21 protein-coding genes, 1 pseudogene and 1 riboswitch are annotated in these 26,454 nt (G+C 39.7%); of the genes and pseudogenes, 13 read left to right on the forward strand and 9 right to left on the reverse strand.

Annotated features, from left to right (window positions below; genetic code table 11):
- Window positions 1–70 precede the first annotated feature (70 nt).
- Window positions 71–394: a hypothetical protein gene (locus NLX67_RS09725; RefSeq protein WP_254311585.1), complete on the reverse strand. Its 324-nt coding sequence runs from the start codon at window positions 392–394 to the stop codon at window positions 71–73.
- 555 nt (window positions 395–949) lie between these two features.
- Here NLX67_RS09725 and NLX67_RS09730 point away from each other — a divergent pair.
- Window positions 950–1,438: a PH domain-containing protein gene (locus NLX67_RS09730; protein WP_254311586.1), complete on the forward strand. Its 489-nt coding sequence runs from the start codon at window positions 950–952 to the stop codon at window positions 1,436–1,438.
- A gap of 4 nt (window positions 1,439–1,442) precedes the next feature.
- The gene (locus NLX67_RS22775) at window positions 1,443–1,574 is read left to right on the forward strand and encodes a hypothetical protein (RefSeq protein ID WP_256519752.1); all 132 of its coding nucleotides are present in this window, start codon (window positions 1,443–1,445) and stop codon (window positions 1,572–1,574) included.
- A gap of 75 nt (window positions 1,575–1,649) precedes the next feature.
- Here the strand turns inward: NLX67_RS22775 and NLX67_RS09735 are convergent, their stop codons facing one another.
- Window positions 1,650–2,513 (reverse strand): metal-dependent hydrolase, encoded by an 864-nt coding sequence (locus tag NLX67_RS09735; protein WP_254311587.1) that lies wholly within the window; start codon window positions 2,511–2,513, stop codon window positions 1,650–1,652.
- Between the two features lie 328 nt (window positions 2,514–2,841).
- Here NLX67_RS09735 and NLX67_RS09740 point away from each other — a divergent pair, with 328 nt between their 5' ends.
- The 6 genes and pseudogenes from NLX67_RS09740 (at window position 2,842) to NLX67_RS09760 (ending at window position 13,443) form a co-directional block, all read left to right on the forward strand.
- Window positions 2,842–3,297, forward strand: coding sequence for an Arm DNA-binding domain-containing protein (locus tag NLX67_RS09740; protein WP_256519753.1), 456 nt, complete (start codon window positions 2,842–2,844; stop codon window positions 3,295–3,297).
- 672 nt (window positions 3,298–3,969) lie between these two features.
- Window positions 3,970–10,002 (forward strand): Ig-like domain-containing protein, encoded by a 6,033-nt coding sequence (locus tag NLX67_RS09745; protein ID WP_254311589.1) that lies wholly within the window; start codon window positions 3,970–3,972, stop codon window positions 10,000–10,002.
- A gap of 408 nt (window positions 10,003–10,410) precedes the next feature.
- Window positions 10,411–10,989 (forward strand): spore germination lipoprotein GerD, encoded by a 579-nt coding sequence (gene gerD, locus NLX67_RS09750; RefSeq protein WP_254311590.1) that lies wholly within the window; start codon window positions 10,411–10,413, stop codon window positions 10,987–10,989.
- A 227-nt stretch (window positions 10,990–11,216) separates the two neighbouring features.
- Window positions 11,217–12,185, forward strand: coding sequence for a DUF4352 domain-containing protein (locus tag NLX67_RS09755; protein ID WP_052728602.1), 969 nt, complete (start codon window positions 11,217–11,219; stop codon window positions 12,183–12,185).
- Between the two features lie 173 nt (window positions 12,186–12,358).
- Window positions 12,359–12,558 (forward strand): annotated as a pseudogene (locus NLX67_RS23020) (hypothetical protein); the annotation flags it as partial.
- Between the two features lie 567 nt (window positions 12,559–13,125).
- Complete coding sequence (locus NLX67_RS09760) at window positions 13,126–13,443, forward strand: IDEAL domain-containing protein (RefSeq protein ID WP_254311591.1); 318 nt, start codon at window positions 13,126–13,128, stop codon at window positions 13,441–13,443.
- Window positions 13,444–14,043: 600 nt separating this feature from the next.
- Here the strand turns inward: NLX67_RS09760 and NLX67_RS09765 are convergent.
- Window positions 14,044–14,754: an SH3 domain-containing protein gene (locus NLX67_RS09765; RefSeq protein ID WP_254311592.1), complete on the reverse strand. Its 711-nt coding sequence runs from the start codon at window positions 14,752–14,754 to the stop codon at window positions 14,044–14,046.
- A 181-nt stretch (window positions 14,755–14,935) separates the two neighbouring features.
- On the opposite strand from NLX67_RS09765, the gene NLX67_RS09770 reads away from it, so the two are divergent.
- Entirely contained in the window at window positions 14,936–15,163 is a 228-nt protein-coding gene (locus NLX67_RS09770) for a hypothetical protein (protein WP_254311593.1), read from the forward strand.
- 295 nt (window positions 15,164–15,458) lie between these two features.
- Here NLX67_RS09770 and NLX67_RS09775 read toward each other — a convergent pair whose 3' ends face one another.
- The 4 genes from NLX67_RS09775 to NLX67_RS09790 form a co-directional block, all read right to left on the reverse strand.
- Window positions 15,459–15,686 carry a hypothetical protein gene (locus NLX67_RS09775; RefSeq protein ID WP_254311594.1) on the reverse strand — a complete coding sequence of 76 codons (228 nt, stop codon included), beginning with the start codon at window positions 15,684–15,686 and terminating at the stop codon, window positions 15,459–15,461.
- Window positions 15,687–15,720: 34 nt separating this feature from the next.
- Window positions 15,721–16,152 (reverse strand): spore coat protein, encoded by a 432-nt coding sequence (locus tag NLX67_RS09780; protein WP_046181002.1) that lies wholly within the window; start codon window positions 16,150–16,152, stop codon window positions 15,721–15,723.
- Between the two features lie 32 nt (window positions 16,153–16,184).
- On the reverse strand, window positions 16,185–16,634 hold the full coding sequence (locus tag NLX67_RS09785; RefSeq protein ID WP_046181003.1) for a spore coat protein: 450 nt from the start codon (window positions 16,632–16,634) through the stop codon (window positions 16,185–16,187).
- Between the two features lie 511 nt (window positions 16,635–17,145).
- On the reverse strand, window positions 17,146–17,433 hold the full coding sequence (locus NLX67_RS09790; RefSeq protein ID WP_254311595.1) for a hypothetical protein: 288 nt from the start codon (window positions 17,431–17,433) through the stop codon (window positions 17,146–17,148).
- A 172-nt stretch (window positions 17,434–17,605) separates the two neighbouring features.
- Between NLX67_RS09790 and NLX67_RS09795 the strand changes: the two genes are divergently transcribed.
- The 4 genes from NLX67_RS09795 (at window position 17,606) to bluB (ending at window position 23,513) form a co-directional block, all read left to right on the forward strand.
- On the forward strand, window positions 17,606–18,547 hold the full coding sequence (locus tag NLX67_RS09795) for a magnesium transporter CorA family protein (RefSeq protein ID WP_254311596.1): 942 nt from the start codon (window positions 17,606–17,608) through the stop codon (window positions 18,545–18,547).
- A gap of 152 nt (window positions 18,548–18,699) precedes the next feature.
- On the forward strand, window positions 18,700–21,426 hold the full coding sequence (gene acnA / locus NLX67_RS09800; RefSeq protein WP_046181006.1) for an aconitate hydratase AcnA: 2,727 nt from the start codon (window positions 18,700–18,702) through the stop codon (window positions 21,424–21,426).
- 95 nt (window positions 21,427–21,521) lie between these two features.
- Window positions 21,522–21,669, forward strand: a riboswitch (cobalamin riboswitch).
- A 153-nt stretch (window positions 21,670–21,822) separates the two neighbouring features.
- Window positions 21,823–22,857 carry a nicotinate-nucleotide--dimethylbenzimidazole phosphoribosyltransferase gene (cobT, locus tag NLX67_RS09805; protein WP_254311748.1) on the forward strand — a complete coding sequence of 345 codons (1,035 nt, stop codon included), beginning with the start codon at window positions 21,823–21,825 and terminating at the stop codon, window positions 22,855–22,857.
- A gap of 11 nt (window positions 22,858–22,868) precedes the next feature.
- Window positions 22,869–23,513 (forward strand): 5,6-dimethylbenzimidazole synthase, encoded by a 645-nt coding sequence (gene bluB, locus NLX67_RS09810; protein WP_254311597.1) that lies wholly within the window; start codon window positions 22,869–22,871, stop codon window positions 23,511–23,513.
- Window positions 23,514–23,555: 42 nt separating this feature from the next.
- On the opposite strand, the gene ggt is transcribed toward bluB, so the two are convergent.
- The gene (gene ggt, locus NLX67_RS09815) at window positions 23,556–25,235 is read right to left on the reverse strand and encodes a gamma-glutamyltransferase (RefSeq protein ID WP_254311598.1); all 1,680 of its coding nucleotides are present in this window, start codon (window positions 25,233–25,235) and stop codon (window positions 23,556–23,558) included.
- Entirely contained in the window at window positions 25,236–26,390 is a 1,155-nt protein-coding gene (locus NLX67_RS09820; protein ID WP_254311599.1) for a M20 family metallopeptidase, read from the reverse strand.
- Window positions 26,391–26,454 lie beyond the last annotated feature (64 nt).

A 26,454-nucleotide genomic window follows, 5' to 3' on the forward strand; every position in this document is an offset into this window, starting at 1 on the left:
GCAGTCCAAATACTGAAAAAACCTTTCCAGCGCTGCCATTCTTTTTCCTGATCAAAGTCTGGCCGCTCTTTCATCTTCTCTTTCTCCTTTTCAGCTTCACATCCTGGAGAAGTTTTAAAAAAATCTCATCTCCAAAGGCAGAATCAGAATCCGGAAGATTAAAGGACTTGGGGTCCGGGGCAGGGCTCAGAAGTTCTCCAAGGTTTACTTTCTTCTTATTATATTGGGCTTCTGATTTTCTTTTACCCTTTGCATGCCGAGCCGATGAGGAATGGCTGGAGGCCGGCCTTTTATCCGTTCCTATCCTGAGTTTTTCTACCACCGCTGCCAAATCATCTATTCTGTCGTTCAGATCATCTACTTTTTCTTCTGTCTGGATCAGCAGTTTTGCCACATTTGCCACATCGTCCTTGGTTGGAGTATTTAAATGGAGAGAAATAATTTCCTGGAATTCGCTGATAAACTGGATTAGCTTCCCGTGTACATTTGATAGAAATGCTGCGGGTAACAGGTGAAGGTATTTGTAATGCTCATGGTATGTATGTTCAAAATTAAAGGAATTCTTGGAGAAATAAATTTAGGTTGACAAATGTCCACTATTTGAGCAGATTTGGCTGATTTACGTGGTTGCTGAGAGTGACCTCGAAATCAAGTTACTCGAATGATTGAATATGGTTTTGAGTTAGGGACAGACTATTTTTTAGTTAAACAAAAAAGAGCAATCCATGCTCCAAAGAAGCCTTGTATAATCATTATTGATTACTACCTAAAGAAAGGCTATTTAAACGTTTGAAGGGTTTAACTAAAGAGTATGTTGGAAAATTAAATTGGACTAAAAGCAAAGTTAAGAAATGAGTATCCTTACAAGGGATGCTTCTTGAACTAGTTTGTGTTGGCAGTGCAGGCAGAAAAACAATCCATGTATATTTTATATAAAAGGAGTGATACTGTGGAAAGAAAACCTGATATGGATTCCTTTTCAAAAGAATTAGAGTATAAAAACGACAAGTTATATATCATTTTGAGAGGGCACCTTTACATCGAAAATGAATTAGATAACTTACTTGAAGGGTTTATACCGAATCCAGATGTATTAGAATTATATAGAGAGAGTTTTAGAAGGAAAATTTTTTTAGCACTCTCATTAAATCTGATTGAACAAAAACATTTTGATGCACTTCTAGATTTTAATGATTTTAGAAATAAATACGCCCATAGGTTGAAATACCATATTACTCATCAAGAAATTACAGAATTTAAAAATTCTTTAAGTCAGATAAACGGTCTTGAGATGTTTGCTGAAGATATGACTCTAGGGGATAAAAGCAATTCTGTTAATGATCTCAAATTAATCATTGTTGGATTACTGGCAGTATTAAAAACGAGAGCAGGTGGTATTAAAAAGTGTGAAAACCCAGCGTATATTTTTGAAGATTAATTACATGAAAAACATTGTTTCCCAAATTGAAATGACGACCATGAAATTGATCCGTGAAAAAGCTAGACTAGCAACTAAAAACGCTGCAAACAATTTAACAGGCAACACAAAAATCGGGACAATCAATAATGAATAAAGGTTAAACGTCATTTATTTGTTGATTACACGAAAAGAGCCTTGAGAAAAGAAAACGTGAGAAGAATGATAGACATTATTTTTCAATATACTCATACAAAAATGATTCGCCATTTCGGTAAAACCGAGGATCATAGACGCCTAGTCGCTGCTCATCATTGACCACCACAACAAAGGGAGACCATTGAACGAGGGTTTTAGCTTGTGGGTTCTGGGCAAACAAAGGAGCCAAGTTCGCCTGGTCATCAGAAGAAAGCGACGTAACACCGCTCTCTTTTTGCCAAATATCAAACTGAATGATGTCTACGTTCCCGTCGTTTTTTCCAATGGCTTTAAACTGAAACGGAACAAAGTCAGCCGATAGGGCAACCTGCTCATATTCTTGCTTCACCGTTTGATAGAGGTTGTAGCCGACTACTGACTGCAACAATACATGGAACGCCATAAGTCCCCAAACCCACCTGAAAACACGGTGCGAGGACTTTTTATGCGTTTTCACTGCGAGGAATCCGGACAGCATGATAAGCCAAAAAACCAAATTAACAATCGGAATGACGCCGAACGTCACCCTGGCTTGCGAGAGCGGCTCAAGTATGCCCGTTCCCCATGCATTCAAGATGTCACTGGTGTTATGGATGAACACAGAAAGAAGACCGATAAAAAACAACTTTTTGTTCTTTGTTTTCCAGATCCATACACAGGCCAAGTAGAGGATCAATGCCCAAATTGGCGCCACGAAATAGGAATGCGTGATGCCCCGATGCCACATTTGATACAGTCCTTCCGTATCCCACAGCTTGGAGACCACATCGATGTCTGGAATTAGGCTTCCCGCTACAGCGGTAAACAGCAGAGCCCGTTTGTATTCTTTCGTTTTTTCCTCTTTGTCCGCTGCGCCATATAAGCTCAAGCCAAAGAGCGTATGTGTGATGCTATCCATGCAATCTCTCCTCTACAACCGACTAGCGTTATGTATCTATTTCGACTTCAATATAAAAAAACGGTTTATGTTCGGGCATTCATAGGAGGGAAAAGGAAAGTTGTATAAACCTCCATCTCACTTGAAAGCGAATAAAAGCGCTTTCCTAAAGCAAGCATCTCTTTTACATCAACTTCTATTTTTTTTATAAGATAGATCTCATTAAAACATATTACAAAAAAAATAAAAAGATATTTTTACACAGACACGCAGCCCTGTTCTTGTAGAAAACAAGGATGGCGATGACAGTAATAAAAAAGATGCGAAGACAGGTAAATACAAAGATCCGATGACTGGGAAGAGGAAGCAGCTGAAGCGGAGAGGTTTTAATTCGAAGCAGGGGGCGATGAGAATACTGCCGGAAATTTCGGAATTGCCCTCTGTCTTTTCCTATAATCGTTTTGGTGTTGCGGGCAGCGACAAACCGACAGAACCCCACGATGGGATCACGATTGTTGAAACGCTGCGTGAAGCATTAACCATAGCGGAATTGGAACCTCCATTTTTATACGTTATACATTCGCTGGGCAGCTTATATACAAATTTATATGTCCGACTCTATTCACATGAAGCAGCAGGAACGGTCTTTTTAGAATCCAGCCATCCGAAAGATACAAGCCTTAATAAATACCAAAGCAAGGCCGTAAAAGAAATAGATAAGATGTTCGAAATGCTTGATTTGTTGTCATCCCATAAAAAAATCAATGCGGTCCATTGTTTAGAATATTTTGTCTATATAAACTAAAGATTACACTTTTACTTCATCGTCATCCCATTGAGCAGGTACATAAGTGGCCTACAAATGTTTTCAAGCTGAGTGAAGTCTAACGCCAGAATAGAAACTGAGCTTTTAAATGAAATAGTAAAATAAAACTATAAGCTGAATTTCTCCTTAAATCCTTTTTATACATTGAAAATAGTCAGGACTGGTCTCATGGGTTAAAACAAAAACACACCTTTAAGTTAGGGAGAGGTAATAATCACCTAAAAACAACTTGGAGGTCTTTAGGTATGGAAGCAAGAGTCTGTTATCCAGCAGAGAAAACAATAAAAGCTGTGAAGATGCGGTTAGCCGGTGTACCCGTAGAAATGATGAAGGGTTCGAAACCCAGGAGGCTTAAAAGAAGGAAGCGATGGTTCAAATGTGGGCGAATACAGCGGTTCGAACAGCATGAGAGTAAAGCAGTATGGGCCTGAATGTGAAAATGAAACAACGAAACTGCAGGCAAGAACGGCAGCTGAAGCAGTAGACTGAAGTACTAAAAAAGGACAGCGAAGTAGAAAGAAAATGATATGGGAAATGGACGTAGAATTAGTGAAAGGATTGAAAAATTGTTAAAACCATAAAAAAATATAGATAAATAAAAAAATAATGGTATTATCGTAATGGGTTAAAAATATCGTTGGGAGGAAAACAATGAAAAAATTAGTAAGTATTAGCTTATCATTATTTTTATTATTGCCAAATGTAGCATTTGCGCAAGACAATACCAGTTCAACACCTAATACTTTAGTTGTAGAAGGGGCAGAGGCACAAAAGAACAAAAATGTACCAGAGCCATCATCGGTTGAGGAGAAAATGGTGAGTGCTCTCACAGATGAAACAGGATCAGAAGGAAATGAAGCGCAAAATTTGACTGGCACAATTTCTTTTTCTGACAGCCAGACAATTTCAGAGTATAGCACTTCAGTTAATGTTATTAACAAAACAACAGACGAATACATAGGAATTAATGTAAGAACTGATGGGACTTTTAGTGCAAGCCTTACTGAAGGAACATACGAAGTGTATGCAATCTATCATTGGGATGGGGAAGATTCTAAAACTTTTTACAGCACGCAGACCTTCACAATCTCAAACGAAGCCACTGTTCCTTTTTCATTAAATATCAATATATTTGTTGATAACATAAAAGGTAAGGTTTTTGAAGAAGGAACGAATAAACTGTTTGTAAACGGGTGGATAAATGTAAAAAATAAAGAGGGCTCTAGATATTATGATTTACGTGTCGATTCCAAAGGGGAATTTGTCGACACTTTGCCGGCTGGAATCTATATAATTAATTATATGGATTTTGAAGGTAATGAAGATCTAGATGTGAATACCATTAATTATGAATTTGAAATTAAAGATAACCAAGAAAACATACTTGATATCAAAATTCCATCGCCAAGCTTTAAAGGGAAAGTGATTTTTAAAAATGGCAGGATCTTAACAAGCGATGAAGAGCTGTACTTACAAATAGAAAATACCAATAATAACACATTTTCCACTACTAAAATTTTAGAGGATGGAACTTTTAGCAAAAAGTTAAATCCAGGAAATTACAAAATCAGAGAGTTAACTATACAAAATAAAGAAACCTATGATTGGGAAAGTTTCGGCTTAAATGAAAAAATTGAAATACTAGAAAACGAAGTTACGACAAAAGATATTATTATTAACGAGTATAATGTGTCCGGAAATGTAAAAGAGAGTGAGACACTTAACCATATCAATTCTGGTCAAATATCAATAATGTCTGTTTCAGATGACGGAGAATCTGATTATTTTAGGGCAGTGATCCACGAAGACGGTACATTCAAAACAACGGTGCCTAACGGGAAATACAGAATTACAGATATTAGATTAGAAGACGATTCTTATATTGAATTAAATCAGGAATTTGAAGTTAACGATAACAAAGTTGAGGATTTACATGTAACGATTCCACCGGTCAGCTTTATCGGCCAGCTGAAGTTTGCAGATAATAAGGTTGACTTTGAAAATTCGTCTGTATCCCTTACAATCAAAGGCAATAATGACTATTTTTATGTTCAGCCTGATAAGGAAGGTCTTTTCAATCTGCGTCTTCCAAAGGGTAACTATATTTTGCAATCCGTACGTGTTTATGATTATGAAACACATAAGAACAAAACATATTATGTGAATGAATCCTTTGAAATTAACGGAGATAAAACTCCGAAAGAATTGATCATTAAATCGGATAATTTTTCAGGAAAGTTAGCAGTGGGTAATTCAAGCTCTTACAATTTAGGTGAGGGTTATATGAGAATCAAAGACGTAGAGAGCGACGAACATTACTCAGTTACTATTGACGAAGAAGGAAATTTTTCCGGAAGGCTGCCTAAAGGGAAATATCAAGTGTATGATCTTGATATTTATGATGTTGATTTAAAATTCATCAACAAAACAGAATTTGAAATAACAGATGAGAATGGAAACACATCCATTGATGTATCTGTTCCGGCATTAGCGTTGGAAGGAGAAGTAGTTCTTCCAGACGAAATTACTAACACTGACATTGAATATGCCGCGCTTACCGTTTCCAAGGGAAATACTTCTGAAACTATTCGTTTAGATTCTGAAGGTAAGTTCTCCGTTCATATGCCGGCAGGAGAATATAAGATTGAAAGCGCAACTTTTGACTTATCTACAAATAAAAGAATCACATACAGTCTAGATGAGTCCGTTTCGATAAGTGCGAATCAGACTTCTCCAGTTTTTAAAACGATTACGCTGCAAACACTAAACCTTAAAGGGAATGTGGCAGAAGAAGGTACGCTTAATAAACTGGGTTCAGGCTCAATCGATATTCGAAATAAAAACACAAGAGACTATTATACTTTGGAATTTTCTGAAGATGGTTCCTTTTCAGCTTTCCTTTTAAAAGGAAATTATGTAATCGAAAGGGTTAACTTTTGGGAACATGATAATCATGAGTCTGTTCAGTTAAATCAGGAGTTTACTATTATTGATGAAAATGAAACAACAAGTTTAGAGGTGCGAATTCCTGCTGAAAATGTAAATGGTCAAATCCAGTTTGAAAATGGTTTTGATTTAGCTGATTTAGCGAATTATGATTACAGTTATTTAAGCTTAAAAGACGATGAAGACAATTATGTTTATTTGTCTGTTAACAAAGACGGGACTTTCAATGGAAGGTTAGTTCCAGGAACTTACGAGTTTATTCAATTGTCCATACAAAAAAATGAATCAGACGAACGTTTATCATTCCCGCTTGATCAGGAATTTAGCATAAAAAAAGGTGAAAAGAAAAGCGTAACTGTTACCGTTGAAAAAAATAATGTAACCGGATCTCTTAGTGATGAAGGCGGAAAGCCGTACAGCCTTGGCAGTGGAGAATTGGAACTTCACTCTGATGATGACCGATATTACTCTATTCAAGTAGACGAATCCGGGAAATTCCAAACTCGTCTGCCAGTTGGAGAGTATCGAGTTATTTCTCTTGATACAGAAAAAGAAAGGGTTTTATTAAACTCTACAATTGAAGTAACAGACGCTAGCAAAGATATGAGTTTAAACATTGTTGTTCCTAAAGTGAATTTTACGGGAACCGTTCAATTCAAGGGAGAAATGGATTTTTTAAAAGTGGATGTCATGGTAACTCTTGCTCAAGAGGTTGGAGTCCGTCATCATTACCACCGCAATTTAAAGGTTGAAGACGGCAAGTTCAGCGCCCGGCTTGCCCAAAATAACTATTCTATTTATTCAGTTGTTGTTCGTAATAAAACAACGGGTGCCGAAGAAGAGTTTAAAGTTAATAAAGATTTTATTATGAGCAATGAACCAATTAATGAAACGATTGTTGTAGAAGAAGCGAATGTAAAAGGAAAAGTTTCAGTGAAAAACTCTTCCGAGAACATAGGATATGGTTCAATTATCGTTTATAAAATGAACAGCCAGGACAAGGACAATAAATACTATTTTTTTGATGAGTTTAATTTTAATGAAAAAGGAGAATTCAGTTTTTACCTAAAGCCTGGGGAATATAAAATCACAGGTATAAGTGCTCATGACCTGAATGAATACGTTAATATTTTTGATAAAGAATTCACGGTTGGAGCAGAACCATTAGATTTAGATGTTGTAATTCCACCTGTAACGGTAACTGGAAAAGTTGAATTATCTGATCCAAAAATGCTTGAAAAAATTCTTGAAACGTATGAGAGTTTTGATTTGCATATTCAGAATAAGAAAAGTCAGATGTGGATAGTGGTTCCAATTGAAAGAAATGGATCTTTTAAAATTCGTCTTCCAATCGGTAACTATGATTTTTATGGTATCTCAGCATATCCTTATGATGATTCTTTAGAATCTCTATTTGTACCGCTTGATGATTCTATCGAAATTAAAAATGAATCAATGGCTATAGAGAAAAATATCAAAGTGGACGTGGATGTTCCTTCTCCGACAACGCTGCATATAGATTCAGTGAATGACAGCAGCACAGCAGTCACAGGCAGCACGGATCCAAAAATGACAATCGAGATTTCCAATCAATCAAAAATGATTGGCACTGGAAAGTCAAATTCGGATGGGGAATTTTCTGTGAAGATTCCGAAGCAGAAATTGGGCACGGTATTAACGGTAGTGGTCAAAGATGCAGACGGAAATGAAACAGAAAAAATGGAAGTTAACGTTCAAGATGGCACGCCACCAGAAGCGCCAGTCGTTTATCCGGTGAGTGACCAAAGTGACACGGTAACCGGCAAAACTGAAGCAGGTGCAGCCGTGACGGTAAAAGCAGAAACAGGAACGGAAATGGGAAGCGGCACGGCCGATGATGAAGGAAACTTCAGCATTGAAATCGCCAAGCAAAAAGCAGGCACTACGATTTATGTTACGGCAGAAGACGCGGCCGGCAATGTAAGCAAAGAAACAAAAGTGGTGGTAGCTGACGGCACAGCACCGGAGGCACCAGTAGTAGATCCTGTAAAAGAGCTTCAAAAAGCGGTAACGGGAACGACAGAACCGGGTATGACCGTGACCGTCACCCACAATGAAAAAGTCCTGAAATCCGGAAAATCGGACAAAACAGGAAAGTTTTCTCTTAGTGTGAAGATGCCAGCTAAAGGAAGCATCCTTCTTGTAACAGTAAAAGATGAGGATGGGAATGAAAGTGAAGCAGCAAAGGTGACTGTTTTAGACGGTGTGGCTCCTTCTGCACCGACAGTGGACGCTGTTAACGATCAAAGTGACACAGTAACCGGCAAAGTTGAAGCAGATGCGGCCATTACAATAAAAGCAGAAACAGGAACGGAAATGGGAAGCGGCATGGCCGATGATGAAGGAAACTTCAGCATTAAAATCGCCAAACAAAAAGCGGGCACTTCAATTTATGTTACAGCAGAAGACGAAGCCGGCAATGCAAGCAAAGAAACAAAAGTGATGGTGTCTGACGGCACAGCGCCGGAAGCGCCAGTGGTAGATCCGGTAAAAGAGCTTCAAAAAGCAGTAACGGGAACGACAGAACCGGGTATGACCGTAACGATCATGCACGATGATAAGATCCTTAAAACCGGGAAATCAGACAAGAATGGTAAATTTTCTTTGAGTGTGAAGATACCGGCTAAAGAAAGTGTCCTTCTTGTAACGGTAAAGGATGCGGCAGGAAACGAAAGTGACTCAACAGAGGCAACCGTTTTGGACGGTATTGCACCTTCTGCACCAACAGTGAACCCTGTTAATGACCAAAGTGACACTGTAACCGGCAAAACAGAAGCATATGCGGCTGTGACCGTTAAAGTGGGTACCGAACCCTATACAGGAGAAGCGAATGAGCAAGGTGTGTTTAATGTGGACATCATCAATCCAAAAGCGGGCACTTCGATTTTGGTCACAGCAGAAGACGAAGCAGGCAATGCAAGCAAAGAAACAAAAGTGATGGTGTCTGACGGCACAGCGCCGGAAGCGCCAGTGGTAGATCCGGTAAAAGAGCTTCAAAAAGCAGTAACAGGAACGACAGAACCGGGTATGACCGTAACGATCATGCACGATGATAAGATCCTTAAAACCGGGAAATCAGACAAGAATGGTAAATTTTCTTTGAGTGTGAAGATACCGGCTAAAGAAAGTGTCCTTCTTGTAACGGTAAAGGATGCGGCAGGAAACGAAAGTGACTCAACAGAGGTAACCGTTTTGGACGGTATTGCACCTTCTGCACCAACAGTGAACCCTGTTAATGACCAAAGTGACACTGTAACCGGCAAAACAGAAGCATATGCGGCTGTGACCGTTAAAGTGGGTACCGAACCCTATACAGGAGAAGCGAATGAGCAAGGTGTGTTCAATGTGGACATCATCAATCCAAAAGCGGGCACTTCGATTTTGGTCACAGCAGCTGACCAAGCGGAAAATGTAAGCAAGGAAACAAAAGTGGTGGTGTCTGACGTTACGCCACCAGATGCGCCAGAGGTAGATGATATCACTTCTAAGCAAAAAACCGTTACGGGGAAAACAGAGCCTCAAGTTACGGTAACGATTAAAAATGCGGCAGGAAAAGTCCTTAAATCCGGTAAATCAAATAAAAACGGAGAATTTAAGCTCAGCATTTCTGCACAGCCAGCCGGAACGAAACTTTATATTACCGCAACAGACAGCGCGAAATACACAAGTGAAGTAACGGTTAAGGAAGTACAGCCTTAAAAGCATGGAAAGTCACGTTGAACTCAATTAAATGCTCGCTGAGAAAAATGGGACTCACTCTGTAAAGTGAGACAAATAAAAACACCTTTAAGTTGAAAACGGTAATGAATTGCCTAAAAACAACTTAGAGGTGTTTTTTTATAGGCACAAGACTCAGTTATCAAGAGATGTAAAAATAAGAGTGTGAAGATGCAGTTATCCAGCGTTTAAGGTAACGCATCCACATAAAATCATGACTTAGATATCGCCATTAAATCCCTTGTATTGCGTTGAAATCCATCACACAATAAGGTTTTTTTTGTTGGGATAAAGGTTTTTGCACCAAGCCTGTAATTTTCCCTGTATAAATTCTCCTCACTTATTCAAAATATAAATAGCAAATTGTAAATAGAAAGGAGCTGGATGAACATGAAGAGAAACTCGCTCCTCATGGTGCTGACATTGTCATTCATGAGTGTACTGATTGCTGGCTGTGCCGCCGAAGGTCAAGCAGGAGGTCAAGCCAATTATGACGAAACAAAAAAAATGGTCATTGATATATTAAAAACAGATGATGGAAAAAAAGCGCTCCAGGAAGTATTAAAGGATAAAGAGATCAAGCAGGCCCTTGTCATGGACGAACAGGCTGTAACAAAAACCATTCAAACGACCTTAACATCTGATCAAGGGAAAGAGTTTTGGAAAAAGGCCTTTGAGGACCCGAAATTTGTGGAAAGCTATGCAAAAAGCATGCAAAAAGAACACGAAAAAGTACTGAAAGGCTTAATGGCAGATCCGGACTATCAGAAAATGCTGACAGACGTTTTACAAGACCCTGAGATGCAAAAAACGATGCAGGAAGCCATGAAAAGCCAGGAATTCAGAAAGCATCTTCAGGACGTGATCAATGAGACGTTATCAAGTCCTTTGTATAAAGCCAAAATAGAAGAGACGTTATTAAAAGCAGCGGAAGAAGCCGGGAAACAAGGACAAGACGGCGGAAGCTAACATAATTTTAATTTTTGTAAACAGAAGTGAATAAGGATCGTTATATGGTCTTTATCCCTCTTACGCATGACAGTAAGAGGGTTTTGTTTTGGATAAAAAAGAATAGGTAACCACTAACTCCTTTTATTACCATAAATGGTGCATATTAATAGGTTTAACTTGTAGATATGTAAATTTGTTGATGATAGTATTTAAAAGGGTTTTTAGTTTAGAGGGGGAATTTTTGAATGAAATGGGCAATAAAATGGCTTCTTGCCGGAGCACTTTCTTTTGGACTGGCGGCTTGTGGGGAAGCAGACATTGAAAAAGTATCGGATGACGCCACTTCCGAGAAAACCGAAGAAAACTACAAGGCCAAAAAGAACCTGAACGAAGATGAAAAGCTGGCGCTTGAATTTTATCAGGTGTATATGAAAGGGACAGACGCAAAAGCAAAAGAACAATTTGTCAGTGAAAAAGTCTATGCAGACACGGCTCTGTTATTTTCTTTTGGTGCCGATGAGGAAGGTTCTGACGATTTTAATGATCTGAGAGTCATTGAATCCATACATAAAAAAGAAGAGGGCGAAGAAGCCACACTGGTTCTTGTTCACTCAACGGATCAGGAAGGAGGATTAGAAGAATCAATCGCTGCCTTAATTAACGGGAAATTTGTCATGGCATACGGCCCGTTTGCGGAAGAGGCTGAATACAGAACCGCTTTTGAAGACCTGAGAAGTGAGTTTAAAGCGGACATTCCAACAGAAACAAAAGAAGCATTAGCAAATGCAGAAACCGAAGAACAAGAAGCGAATGACGTGTTTGAAGAAACGTATAAGGTCGGCGATAACGTCAGCATTGATGGTGTAGAAATCACAATTAAGTCAGCTAAGTTTACAGATGCAGCAGAATACGGTGAGCCTCAAAAAGGTAAGGTTATCACGTTAGAAGTCGCAGTGAAAAACAACTCGGAAGAAAATGCTTATGTCGATAATACCGAATTTACTATTTCAGACGCTGAAGGCAATATGCATGAGCAATATTACAGCTACGATGATACGAGCTTCAGCAATGAAGTGAAAGTCGGCAAACAATACGCTGGCAAAGTAGCGTTTGACGTACCGGAATCGGACTCGTATGAAATCTATTATGAGCCGTCCTTCTCGATGAATGAAGGAGAAATTAAGTTCGTTGTATCAAAAGAAGAATTGCAATAATGAATTTGAACCCTCTTATGTGTTTGTTTTTTAAACACGCAGGAGGGTTTTTTTATAATAAAATATATAATGTTGGGAGCCGCTTATCTTTTCAACGATCTCTATTAAAAGGTGTAATTTGGTGGAGAAGATAAAAAAACGTGAAAACTGGGGAAGATAAAATGAAGTTTTTTATGGAATTTGGTGATACCAATTTTATTGGCTGAGTAAATGCGTGGCAATACAAATCCTTTGTGGATGAAGGCTGGGAGTTAGACGGTCCCTTGCAGCACTTTTCTCCCAAAATGAAAAAAGGGACGATTTTGGTGTGTCAGATGACTGAAGAAGGAATTAAACATTCGTGGACGTGAAGGTGAGAATCGGAGCAGAAGAACCCGTATCATTTGTAGTGTATTGCTCTTTTTCAAGCTGAAAGAATATTTCTTTTATTTACATTAAGTGCATACATAGTTCGTCCAAACAAATCATTGGTCATTAATACCCTTATTAGTACTAATAAGGGTATTAATGTACATTCAAAAATAGCCGCAAGAAGGGAGGAGCGTGCTTCAAGGAACATGCCTTGATGCAGAGATCCTGCCGGCGGGTGAGACATTCTTTCTTTTTCCGGCCGGTACCGATTATGTGTATGCATTCAGATTTCCGCAGAAAGGTGCGCATACGGGCTGTTTTGAAAAGAAGAACTTTGGGTAGCGGAAGTAAACGAAGCGCCAAAAATGGCGACCGGAGCCGCCAAAACGAACGGTTGAAATCGAAAGAAACAAAATTCACTCTGCAAAACTCATTTGGTGCTGGGATCATTCAAAGAAAATAATCGGAAAAACGTACTTTGTCATTGCTTATGGATCTGGAATACACATAGATATGTATAAAACCATTGGATAAACCTAAAGAACCGATTTTTTTGAACAAATGAAACTATTTTAAAGGGGTGGCAGCCTTGTTGAGAGAGGGAGAGTGGAAAACAGTAAAAATTGGCGGTATGACAGCCGTTGGATATGTGAGCAATATCGTCCAAAGCGGATTTTACGGCTACAGGGTTGAATTGACGAAAGTAATTTGGATTACGGATGGTAAATACCATTTAAGAAAACCATCACCCGGCATCTTCACAGAAGAGCAGCTGGAGCCCATCGGCGATTTTTGGGACAAGCACCGGGACAAGGAGACGCTGATCGATCTGGCGTTATTAACAGGTGACAAGAAATGGTTTGAAGAACTGACGGGACGAAAACTAAAATGGCATACAGTGGAATAGTAATTGAACAGCAGTGGACACCAGAAGAAATGGCGAAGAAGCGGTGGGGATTTGCATAAAAAAACAGCCAAAGGGGGCTCTGACTGTTCTGTGTTACTCGGATATTGCATGAGAGGATGGGGTTTCCTCACTATCAATAGAATGGACAAGTTCAGAAAGTTTTATACAAACAAAGTAAAAAAGCCGAGGAGATCCCCGGCAAAAAATGAAAAAGGGTTTTTAGAGACGGTTGAAAAGTCGAACATTAGAAAGTATGCTCATTTCAGAAAAAATTATGCAAATAAAAAAAGCCAGGTTTCCCTGACTGTGTATTAGGAAGAACTATAAAAAACTTACCAACAATAAATTTATATGCGGTAAAAAAAGAAATATGCAAAAAAGCCGAGAAAAAGTCCCCGGCCGTTAAAATATTACTCGCAATTCTATTCTGTCACAATGGAGTTGCATCCAAGGGTGTAGAAATTTTTTTGTCTCTAACACCTAAATTAATTTTAGTAATGTTTGAAAGAACCTATCATTTACCTTTCACTGAAAAGCGACTGTTGACTTTGTCTACAATCTGAGACCTCATCAAATAATGAGGTCAATGTCATAACTTTATTATTTTCTAGCTAAACGAACTAACTCCTTCTCAGTTTTTCCATTATAAACTGACTTTATGAGCCCCACATTTGGAGCAAAGTACGTGATATAGCCGTCATCTCTTTTCACCGTTACCACATTTTTGAACGTTCCTGCTCGTGTGGTTAATGTACCATTGATATCCTTTATTCTAGACATCGGTAAGTGGTCCCAGTCTTTCCACTTGTTTCCGACTTTTAAAGGATAGGTAATATCAGTGGAAGTATCAGATGAGAGCCAAGTGTTATATAGCCCGGTGTTATCTTCATATAAAAAGTAAGGATCGTTATTTGAATGAAGCCATTTATCCCAGCCATAATATTTACCTACATAATATGTAGTAAAAGATTCTTGTTCATATTCATATGTATAAATCTTTGTTTTATCTTGTAGGTAACTATACATCCGTAGGTACTGAGAAGACACATAAGCTTTTCCTTTTTTATAGCCAATTTGCGACCAGCCGTTCTTAGATTGAGAGTAAACCGAAACAGAAGCATTATTTTTTAGTGAACCAATCACTTTATAATTATTTCCAGGTCCGCTTCTAACGTTAAGAACACCACTACTAATGCTAACGTAACCCAACTTTGAAGAGGCTGCCTCTGAATGAGCAGGGTTAAATTGAACCGCCAATTGTAAAAATAAAATGATGGTTAAGGAAATTCTAACTAGCTTTTTATACTGCATTACTCCACTCTCCTAACTTTAATCAGGTAAATTATACTATTTAAATAGCCGGTATAAAATAGAAAAATTAAAATTATAAAAGAGAGTAAGAATAATTGCCTGTATTGATAAAGTTGTTTCTTTATGTTTTTTTGATTTTGTTATTATAGTCCTGGTTAAATTTTATGTGGAGGTAAATAGATTGAAGAAATATGAAGGCGGTTTACATAACTACACAGATCAGACTTTGCTGAAGATTTATCAGTTTGATTCTAAAATGAAAAAATGGAGCGTTATAAAATCATTTGTACAAACTCAACAACAGTATGATTCCATCTATGGGCCGTTACAGTTTATAACTAAAGGAAAGCTAATCGACAGCGATAAAGAACAACTTATAGTGGGATGTTCCATTGAAGTATCTTCATAATATTTTCCTTTCCAAGGTTATACAATTCATTATATACGTTTAGAGAGATAGAAGGAGAGGGTAGCCGCCAATTTATCATTACTAAATGGATAATAAAAAGACCGGCCGTAGCCAGTCACAAATACTTCTTCAATATTTTCTTAAATGTTCTTTTATCAATAATTCGTTCGTCGAGTTTCGGCCAGGCACCGCATCTCTTCATTACTAAAGGGCACACCATAATGATCTTTTCTTTCCTCATGGGATCAGCTGCTTTACGTAAAAGGTAAATGTTACGTATTGATTCTCTTATAAATTAATCAAATAACTTGCCTAGTATTTTGTTCAGAGATGAGTTGGTTGAATCCGCCGTTGGTGTATACTGCTTTTTTAACTCTTCTAATGCTCTAGCTTGGTTTTCTTTAAGATTTTGTTTAAATTTCGCTTTGCTGCGCTTCTGACGAGAATCTCTCAGCAACTCCTTCATGGATTGCTCGTTCATCTTGCGTAATTGTTCAACTAGTTCCTTACCTGTATTATCCATCTGTTTCCCCTCTCTTTCTGAATTAGTCTACCTATTACAGAACATCTAATTTGACCACAATAGCGAGGAGAATTTGAAGTAATGCCTGGATATTTACGGCCAAGTCGGTGTCAGTTGTAGTCACCTTTACATGCTTTGATCCTTCGATGACCGTTTTTTGAGTGTTTTGCTGTTTTGTCTTCATGAATTGCTTTAGGTCTTGAACGACGCCTTTGCTTTGATCCGAATCACCGAGAGTGATGCTGATGACGGTGGCAATGGCTACCTGGATTCCGAGCTGTAAAGAAACCGCTGCCTGCGTATCTGTTGTACGGACCTCAACATCTTCAGAATCTTTAACGATAATCCACTCAAAAGATTTCTGCTCACTTGAAACAGCCTGATCGCCTTCTTGCAAAACATCTGCATCATTTTGGTTACTGTTGTCGTCACAATGATCCAATGCTCTCCACTTTTTTTCACTCATGTTATTCACCTCTTTCGGTTTTGGGATTTTAGTTACAAAATGTCTAGTTTAATAACTAGCGCAACCAGCACTTGTAGGAGTGCCTGGATGTTGACGGCCAAGTCGGTGTCAGTCGTTGTGACTGTGACATCTTTTGAATTTTCAATAAGAATTTTCTGTTTATTCGTTTGCTCAGAATCAAATTTCTGGAACAGCTCTTGCGCTACAGTTTGGCCTTCATCCGAATCGCCAATGGTGATGCTGATAATTAGCGCAATGGCTAGCTGCAAGCCTACTTGAAGGGAGACAGCTGCCTGCGTATCTGTTGTTTGAACCTCAATATTGCATGAATCTTTAATCCACACTAGCTCGTCGGATTCTTGTTCGATGACTGATTTCTGAATACCTTCCTGCAGAACATCTGAATCGTCGTGTTCATTGTTGTTCTCACTCTGCTTACGTCTTGGCTTTTTGTAGTCATCCTCATCATGATTTCTTGACATAACTTTAAACCTCCTTTTCCGTGTTATACAATAACGTATGAGGCTATCAGGCTTTTTGAAGCGGCATATGTAACTATTCTAAAAAAATAAAAAATCGCTTATGAACAAGCGATTTCAGAAGATAGAATGGAAAGGAGCAATGAAATGGGCGTCATCGCTTTAAATAAAAAGAAGAACGCCTATTATTGTCTAGCTGCGAAAATTTAATGTAATATTTTAAACTTATATATTAGATTGACTGTAAAAGAGCACTTGGATCGGTTAAAAGAATTAGGATATGTTGAATGGGAAAAGGGGGAAACCAAGAACGCTGTATATAAGAGAGGAAAAAGCAAAAGAGTCCGTGTAAGGACTCTTTTTGTAGAGCGTCTATCCTGAAATTAAGTGTCTCCCATATGGTCTCCCAAAATAATGGGGAGAATACAGGAAACTACAAAGCAGAAAATAGTTTTAAACTTCGAGAACTCTAATATATCAAAGTTTTAAAAGTAGGTTTATTTCAATCTACAGATCACTGTTCTTTTTTATTGTAATAGTCGACAGCGAACTGGGCGCCTTCTTCGACCATCTTGTTATCAGCAATATCATCTGGATGAGGATTGCCGGCTTTATGAACGGGGAAATTTTCGGCCGATGGCTGAGACTCTCCATTCAGCTTTTTCTTTGCCTGCGTCATCCAGCCGTCAAATTTTGTCCGATTTTCTTCTTTAGACAGCCACCATGCAGCCGCGCTGGCGCCAACGAGAAGGTAGCCAAGTCCGCCGTTTTTTTGTTTTTTATTTACATTGTTGTTATACATGAAAAAATCCTCCTTCATAGCTGCCACAAAGGGCGCTTGCTTGAGAATAGTTTACCCGTGGTTTTCCTATTCAAAACATAGCTGGATGAAAAAAGAAAGTGGTTTAAAGACGATAAGTGAGGGTAATAATGATATGTTAAGGATAAACTGATTAAGAGAGGAAGTGGGCACGATGGAACATTCATTCCACTCTTCACAATGGACATGGAAAGAGTTCGATATAAAAAATGATGAACAGGCGAAAGAGCTCGCGAAAAAGCATCATACATGCAAAAAATGGATTGAAGATGTGAAGACGGATAAAACCAATTCTCTCGAAATGTATACAGGGACGCCCGGTGAAGAAGTGCTTTGGGGCTCACTTGTTTATTTACAGAATGCAGACGAAAAAAATAATCGGCATGTTTTCCATTTTTATTTGACACGAAATGAAATGGTCACAGCCAATTTAGACTTATCGAGGCTTGATTTTGCAAACGTGAAAGTGATGAAAGAAAAAATGCATCATTCTGAAACATCGGTAGAAGGATTCCTTGTGTTAATTGGGGAGATCATGACGCATTTTTTAATAGAAATCGATAAATTTGAAGTGAAGCTACGGGATTTATTGTGGGAGATAAAAGAAAGAAACAACACGAGTATTTTAGATCGGGCGGCTAATACAGATCACGAACTGCTGATTTGGAAAAACCTCATCATTCCAATGATGGAAATTCGGATGGCAGTGGAAGAAGCATTTGGCGACGAAGTGATGGAAGGAAAACAATATAAACGGACTAAGAGGCGAATAGAGCGTTCAAGGACGCTTATACGTGAATATGAAGAAGAAATAGATGCGCTTTTAGATCTTGAAAATGTTGTGTCGACACACCGTGGGAACGAAATTATGAAAACACTCACGGTCATCACGACTTTATTCACACCAGTTATGGCTCTCGGTGCGATCTGGGGAATGAATTTCAAGCATATGCCGGAACTGGAATGGAAATACGGCTATTTATTTTCAGGCGCGTTGATCGGAGCATGTACATTTGCTCTTTATGTTTTTCTAAAGCAAAAAGGCTGGATGGGTGATATTCTGGCTGTCCGCAGCAAAAAATCTTTTTTTAAGTGATTCGTTTTTCTTATGGACAGTGATAAAGTTCTTGTTATTTACTTATATCTATGAATGTAATAAGATAAAAGGTGTGAAAAATTAGAACAAATAAAAAAACTAATTTTCCGACTGCCTTACACTACATATTCAACTTAAGAGGGGGAACCGAAATGGCGACTAATGATGTCTTTAACGCCCGCGCAAGTTTTGACCTGAATGGTAAGCGCTACAATTACTACCGTCTGGCGGCACTCGAAGAAGCGGGTACGGCGAATGTTTCACGCCTGCCATATTCGATTAAAGTATTACTTGAATCTGTACTCCGTCAATTTGACGGTTATGTGATTAAAAAAGAGCATGTTGAAAACTTGGCGAAATGGGGCGCGGATGCTGATGCGGAAGCAGAAGTTCCATTCAAGCCTTCACGCGTTATTTTGCAAGACTTTACAGGAGTTCCAGTTGTCGTTGACTTAGCTTCTCTTCGTAAAGCGATGGCTGATATCGGCGGCGATCCACAAGTCATTAACCCTGAAATCCCGGTTGACCTCGTTATTGACCACTCTGTTCAAGTAGATGCTTACGGCACACCGGAAGCGCTGGAGCGTAACATGGAGCTTGAATTTGAACGCAATGCAGAGCGTTACGAATTTTTAAGCTGGGCACAAAAAGCATTTGACAATTATCGGGCGGTTCCGCCGGCAACGGGGATTGTTCACCAAGTAAACCTGGAGTATCTGGCAAATGTTGTCCACGCGATTGAAACAGAAAATGGCGAATTTGATGCATATCCGGATACACTTGTCGGAACAGATTCCCATACAACAATGATTAACGGCATCGGTGTACTTGGCTGGGGCGTTGGCGGTATTGAAGCGGAAGCAGGTATGCTTGGACAGCCTTCATACTTCCCAATTCCTGAAGTGGTCGGTGTTAAACTAATAGGCGAACTTCCAGACGGCGCCACAGCGACTGATCTTGCTCTAAAAGTAACACAAGTCCTTCGTCAGACAGGCGTAGTTGGTAAATTCGTTGAGTTCTTTGGTGCAGGGGTTGCATCACTTCCGCTTGCAGACCGTGCAACAATTGCGAATATGGCACCTGAATATGGCGCAACTTGCGGATTCTTCCCGGTTGATTCGGAAGCACTTGATTACATGCGCTTAACAGGCCGTGATGAAGGTCATATTCAAGTTGTTGAACAATACTTGAAAGAAAACGATATGTTCTTCACGCCGGCAAATGAAGATCCTATTTACACAGAAGTGGTTGAACTGAACCTTGCTGAAATTGAGCCGAACTTGTCCGGGCCGAAACGTCCACAAGACTTGATTCCACTCTCTCAAATGCAAAAGTCATTTCAAACAGCGGTCAGTGCGCCTCAAGGCAATCATGGCTTCGGATTAACAGCAGATGAGCTTGACAGAACAACAACTGTTAAATTTAATGATGGTGCAACAGCTGAAATGAAAACAGGTGCAATCGGCATTGCGGCGATCACATCTTGTACAAATACATCGAATCCATATGTTCTTCTTGCAGCTGGCCTTGTTGCCAAAAAAGCGGTTGAACTTGGTCTTGAAGTGCCGAAGTTCGTGAAAACATCATTAGCACCAGGCTCAAAAGTTGTCACAGGCTACCTTCGCGATTCAGGTCTTCTTCCTTATATGGAAAAAATCGGTTTCAATGTTGTTGGCTATGGCTGTACAACATGTATTGGGAACTCAGGCCCAATGAAAGAAGAAATTGAAAAAGCGATTATTGATTCTGATCTTCTTGTTACATCTGTTCTTTCAGGTAACCGTAACTTTGAAGGCCGTATTCATCCGCTTGTCAAAGGAAACTACCTTGCGTCACCGCCGCTTGTTGTCGCATACGCACTTGCAGGGAACGTAAACGTAGATCTTCAAAACGATCCAATCGGCAAAGGAAAAGATGGACAGGATGTTTTCTTTAAAGATATCTGGCCAGGAACAAAAGAAGTAAAAGAAGCGGTTAAACGCACAGTAACGCCTGAATTGTTCCGCAAAGAATATGGTCAAGTATTTAACAGCAATGAAAAATGGAATCAAATTCAAACGAGCAACGAAGCGCTTTATAGCTGGGATGCGGATTCTACTTACATTGCAAATCCGACATTCTTTGAAAATCTTTCTACAAACCCGGAACCGATCCAGGCACTTGCGGGACTTCGCGTAATGGGTAAATTCGGTGATTCCGTCACAACGGACCATATTTCACCAGCAGGTGCAATCGGCAAAGATACACCGGCAGGAAAATACTTGCGTGAAAAAGGCGTTGAGCCTCGTAATTTTAACTCGTATGGCTCCCGCCGTGGGAATCATGAAGTAATGATGCGTGGTACGTTCGCCAACATCCGGATCCGTAACCAAATCGCACCAGGTACAGAAGGCGGATTGACAACATTTTGGCCTACAGGCGAAGTAATGCCGATTTATGATGCATGCATGAAGTATCAAGAGCAGGGTACTGGCCTTGTTGTGCTTGCAGGTAAAGACTACGGAATGGGTTCTTCACGTGACTGGGCGGCCAAAGGAACAAATCTCCTTGGCGTTAAAACAGTCATCGCGGAGAGCTATGAGCGTATTCACCGTTCAAATCTTGTTATGATGGGCGTGCTCCCGCTTCAATTCAAGTTAGGTGATAATGCAACAACACTTGGTTTAACAGGTGAAGAAACATTTGAAGTAGCCATTACTGATAACGTAAAACCACGTGAAATTGTAAAAGTAACAGCAACAGCTAAAGATGGCAAGAAAACAGAATTTGATGCGCTCGTTCGTTTCGATTCTGAAGTTGACGTTGACTACTACCGCCACGGTGGTATTTTGCAAATGGTCCTTCGCGGCAAATTGCAAAGTGTAAACGCAAATAACTAATAAAGTGAATGAAGCCGGTTCCTGATAAAGGGAACCGGCTTTTTTTCGTGATGCAGTTGCTATTCAAATATGATTGTAGTTTAATGATACATATAAATGAATAATTATTTATGAGTGCTCGAAACAAAATTGTTGAGAGATAATAGGGAATCCGGTAGAAATCCGGAGCAGCCCCCGCTACTGTAAAAGCATTTTGTTTAAACATGCTTAAGCCAGGAAACCTGCTTATAAATAGATACTTCTAAATTCTTCGGTGGGAAGAAAAGGATTGAAAAACGCTTTTTCTCTTTTATTGATAAAGGGCTTATTTGCAAACCTTAACTTCACGAGTTAAGGTTTTTTTATATTTATGTATATAGGGGAAGGGATGTTTTTACATTGACAGAAGAGAGTTTGCTGGCTGTACATATACCGAAAAGAGATGAAAAAATCGGTGAAGAAGTTCAAAAATACATAAATTCACTTACAAAACCTCAAGGCAGTCTTGGCAGGCTGGAAGAACTAGCTGTTGAACTATCAAAAATGACTGGAGAAGCATTTCCTGTTATTTCACCTCCAGGGGTGATTATATTTGCTGCGGATCACGGGATTACATGTGAAGGAATTTCTGCTTATCCACAAGAGGTTACTGTACAAATGGTACGGAATTTTTTGAATGGCGGAGCCGCGATCAATGTTTTCAGCAGGTCTATTCGTGCAGAGATGTGTGTGGTAGATATTGGAGTAGCCAGTGATATAGAGCATGAACAGCTAAAGATGAAAAAAGTTCGGTATGGAACAGCTAATTTTTATAATGAAAACGCAATGAGCCGTGATGAAGCAATGAAAGCACTAGAAGCTGGATATGAACAAGCATCAAAAATGATCAGCGATGGTGTTAAATGTCTTATCCCTGGAGAAATGGGTATTGGCAATACAGCAGCAAGCAGTGCAGTAACAGCGGCAATCAGCGGCATTAGTGTAGAAAAACTTGTTGGTATGGGGACCGGCATTGAAAAGGAAAAAATCAAGTATAAACAAATGATCATTAAACAAGCTCTTGAAAAAAGAAAGCCGAAAGCAGATGATCCTATTGATATTTTATCTAAAGTGGGCGGTTTGGAGATAGCCGCGATGGCGGGTGCAATGCTCGCTTCTGCAGCAAATAGGACCCCTATTCTTATAGATGGCTTTATTGCTGCGACTGCTGCATTAGCAGCCAAAAAGATTTCCAGTAACGTGACAGATTATATGATTATGGGACATTGTTCAGTTGAGCCCGGTCATAAGATAATAATGGAATTATTAGAGAAAAAACCACTTCTCGATCTCCAAATGAGGTTAGGGGAAGGATCGGGAGCTGCTGTTGCTTTTCCGATTCTCCAATCTGCTGTTTTAATGCTGAAGGAGATGGCTACATTTGATTCAGCTCAAATATCGGGACGGGAGTAGAGGAGGCTTATATGTTTACAAATGAAGAGAAGCAGGCAATTTATAAAGTTATATTTTCAAGAAGGGATGTACGGACTTTTATGCCCAATCCAGTGGGTGAGTCAGCTGTAAAAAGAATACTGGAAGCAGCTCACCATGCGCCATCTGTTGGATTTATGCAGCCGTGGAATTTTATTTTGATCAATGAAGATAACATAAAACAAAAGCTGGCCTGGGCAGCAGATAAAGAACGGAGAGCACTGGCGATCCATTATGAAGATGATGAGCGGTCATCCGCATTTTTGAAATTAAAAATTGAAGGATTAAAAGAAGCGCCATTATCGATTTGCGTTACGTCCGATCCGTCAAGAGGCGGATCACATGTATTAGGGCGAAATTCGATACCGGAAACAGATATGATGTCGACCGCATGCGCCATTCAAAATATGTGGCTTGCTTCCTGTGCAGAAGGATTAGCGATGGGGTGGGTCAGCTTTTATAAGAAAGCAGATATAAGGGACATATTAGGAATCCCTCATCATGTTGATCCAGTTGCATTAATCTCAATAGGATACACAGATCTATATCCGAAAGAGCCTATTTTAGAAACGGCAAAATGGAGAAAAAGAAAGGAACTGGACCAGTTAATTTATTATAATAAGTGGGGAGAATCATAAAAAAAGATTTCCGGCTTTTTGCCGGAAATCTTTTTTTATTTATTATTTAGTATCCGGTGCAATAGGAATACCGGGACGGGAAGAATCACTGCCGCCAAACAGTTCTCCAGTATCCGGATGGATTAAAACAGCCTGCACGTTGCCAATTGAGAGAGCAATGGAGTCAAATTGAAAATTCATTTTCTCAAGTCTCTGTTTAGCTGATTCCGGAATGCCAGCTTCCGGCCAAATAAGCGGCCCGGTGCCATTATAAATCCGAGGCTCTTCGATAGCGTCTTTAACATCCATTCCATAATCTAAAATATGAATCATTGTTTGCAAAACAGAGGTGGGGATGGTCGGTCCGCCTGGTGATCCGAGTGTTAAAACAGGTGCACCGTCTTTAAAAACAATGGTCGGTGTTTTCATGCTCACAGGGTATTTACCTGATTCAACTGAATTAATCCCGGCCGGATCCGGGTCAAAATCGGTCATATCATTGTTTAATAAAAACCCGCAGCCTGGCACCATAATACCAGAGCCGAAAAAGTGCTCTAACGAAGACGTGCAGGCAGCGATATTGCCTTCTTCGTCAACCGCAATAAAGTGGGTCGTATCCGGACCCGGATCGGTCGTGCCGGCATTTTTATGATGAGGCTGTTTGTCATCATATTCCCACGGGTTGCCTTCTGTAATGTCAGCATTTCTAAATTCAAAATTTATGAGTTTTACTCTGTCATCTAAATATTTTTTCGTTAAAAGCCCATTTAATGGGATGTCATAAAATGCGGGATCACCCATAAAAGCAAGTTTATCGGCCGTCATAATCCGCATCACTTCTGCAAAAAGATAATATTTTTCCCATGAATGAATGTCATATTGAGCAATATCCACTTTTTCAAGCAGCTTCAGCATATAAAGAAGAGCAAAGCCGCCGCCATTTGGAGGTGCAGGAACAGCCACTGTATAATCTTTATAAGTTCCGCTAATTGCTTCTGATACCGTTGCTTCATATGAAAACAAATCTTCTTTTTCCATAAATCCATCAAATGATTGAACGATTTCGACTATTTTATCAGCAATTTCTCCACGATAAAATACGTCCGCTCCTTTTTCCTGCAAAAGTTTAAGTGTTTTTGTCAGCTCTTTATTAACGACAATTTCTCCTTCTGTAAGAGGAACACTATCCGGAAAAAAGAATGTTTTTGCTTCCTTGCCCAGCCGGTCGCTAAACCGCTCTAAGCCTGTATTCCATGTTAAATTCACACGCACGCCTTTTTCAGAAAGCTGTACAGCAGGCTCCATTACATCAGACCAAGACATCGTGCCAAACTCAGCCAATGCTTTTTCTACTCCTTTTAAAATCCCAGGTACCGCAACAGCTGTACCCGGGGTTGAGCGCTCCAAAAAAGGAATGACATCTTGATGCTCATCGACAAAAACATTTTTATGGGCTTTTTTCGGTGCTTTCGAATGCCCATTTACGACGAATGTTTTCTTTTTCTTTGCGTCATAGTACATAATAAAACCACTGGCTGCGAGCCCGGTATTGAAAGGCTCTGCTACAGCAAGCGCAAATTGCATGGCCGCAAGTGCGTCCATCGCATTTCCGCCTTTTGATAAAATATCAGCGCCAATGGCTGACGATTCTTCTGTCGCACTTGCGGTCATGCCCTTTTTTCCACGGGCACGCTGTTCGTGTAAATCGTTTTTCTGGTTTTTCCAAATATGATCCATTGTCATCTAGTTGTCCTCCGTTTTAAGCTGAGATAGCCTTTCAATTGTTTTTGCGAGTAAAGCGGTCCGTTCAATGAGCGAATCAACAACGGTATATTCGTTTGTTTCGCTGTGTGAAAATTCTCCAACTGGTCCCATTCCATCAATAGTTGGAATGCCTTCTGCTGCCGTAAATGAGGCATCAGATGCACCACCGGTAGATTCTCCATGGATCATTAACCCTGCTTGTTTGCCTATATCTTTTACTTCTTTAAGGAGCTGTTTGGATTCTTCCGTTTCTTCCATTGGCGGGCGGGCAATTCTTCCTTCCACTTCCGTATCGGTCCCATGAACTGTGTCTTCTTCGGCAATGGCGTATATATCCTTCACCACTTCGTCTGCCTGCTGCTTATTATTCACACGGACATCAATAACCGCTTCCGCTTCTGGTGACACGGTATTGGCGGACGTCCCGCCTTTAATTAACCCAACATTAACAGAAAGGCCATTTTCATGATCATTTAACTGCTGCAATTTAATAATTTTATGCGCGATTTCTTCAATGGCACTTCGTCCAATTTCCGGCTCTACACCCGCATGGGCACTTTTGCCAGACACCCGCATCGTGAACCGGCCAACCCCTTTGCGGGAGGTGACCACCCCCTCGTTTGGACGCCCGCATTCAACGACCAAGCTGTATTTCTTCCCAACTGCAGCTTCTTTAATTAATGCTTTAGAAGAAGGAGAGCCAATTTCTTCATCGCTGTTAAAAAGAATATGCACATTATGAAAAGCAAATGAATCAATTTCTTTAAGTGCTTTCATTGCGTAAAGAACTTGAACATGACTTGCTTTTTCATCATTCACACCAGGACCGTAAGCTTTGCCGCTAATGATTTCAAATGGCCGGTTTTCTGCTTCTCCGTCCGGAAAAACAGTATCTATATGGGCGATAATTAAAATGCTGGGGTGTTTGGCATGTGGGGAAGTGATGCTTAAATGGTTTCCATATTCTGTTTCGCGGTGAACAGCAACGGACATCCCGATCTCTTCAAATTCCCTTTGTAGAGCCACGCCAATATTATCGACGCCTTGTTTATCGTAAGAGTTACTGTCTATATTGACCAGCTTCTCCAAAAGTTCAATCATGTTTTCTTTTTCCTGCTTTAAATAGGTAATCAACGACTATTCCTCCTTGTGGTCATCTTTTATATGTACCCTAAATTACAAAATACATAAACGTAAG

Origin of the sequence: Domibacillus sp. A3M-37, assembly GCF_024213455.1 — a bacterium.
Lineage (GTDB): Bacteria > Bacillota > Bacilli > Bacillales > Domibacillaceae > Domibacillus > Domibacillus tundrae.

Coding starts and splice junctions, on each gene's coding strand:
- NLX67_RS22775 (WP_256519752.1), top strand. CDS start 1,443: ATGAAAAACATTGTTTCCCAAATTGAAATGACGACCATGAAATTGATC.
- NLX67_RS09735 (WP_254311587.1), bottom strand. CDS start 2,513: ATGGATAGCATCACACATACGCTCTTTGGCTTGAGCTTATATGGCGCA.
- NLX67_RS09740 (WP_256519753.1), top strand. CDS start 2,842: ATGACTGGGAAGAGGAAGCAGCTGAAGCGGAGAGGTTTTAATTCGAAG.
- NLX67_RS09745 (WP_254311589.1), top strand. CDS start 3,970: ATGAAAAAATTAGTAAGTATTAGCTTATCATTATTTTTATTATTGCCA.
- gerD (WP_254311590.1), top strand. CDS start 10,411: ATGAAGAGAAACTCGCTCCTCATGGTGCTGACATTGTCATTCATGAGT.
- NLX67_RS09755 (WP_052728602.1), top strand. CDS start 11,217: ATGAAATGGGCAATAAAATGGCTTCTTGCCGGAGCACTTTCTTTTGGA.
- NLX67_RS09765 (WP_254311592.1), bottom strand. CDS start 14,754: ATGCAGTATAAAAAGCTAGTTAGAATTTCCTTAACCATCATTTTATTT.
- NLX67_RS09775 (WP_254311594.1), bottom strand. CDS start 15,686: ATGGATAATACAGGTAAGGAACTAGTTGAACAATTACGCAAGATGAAC.
- NLX67_RS09780 (WP_046181002.1), bottom strand. CDS start 16,152: ATGAGTGAAAAAAAGTGGAGAGCATTGGATCATTGTGACGACAACAGT.
- NLX67_RS09785 (WP_046181003.1), bottom strand. CDS start 16,634: ATGTCAAGAAATCATGATGAGGATGACTACAAAAAGCCAAGACGTAAG.
- NLX67_RS09790 (WP_254311595.1), bottom strand. CDS start 17,433: ATGTATAACAACAATGTAAATAAAAAACAAAAAAACGGCGGACTTGGC.
- NLX67_RS09795 (WP_254311596.1), top strand. CDS start 17,606: ATGGAACATTCATTCCACTCTTCACAATGGACATGGAAAGAGTTCGAT.
- acnA (WP_046181006.1), top strand. CDS start 18,700: ATGGCGACTAATGATGTCTTTAACGCCCGCGCAAGTTTTGACCTGAAT.
- bluB (WP_254311597.1), top strand. CDS start 22,869: ATGTTTACAAATGAAGAGAAGCAGGCAATTTATAAAGTTATATTTTCA.
- ggt (WP_254311598.1), bottom strand. CDS start 25,235: ATGACAATGGATCATATTTGGAAAAACCAGAAAAACGATTTACACGAA.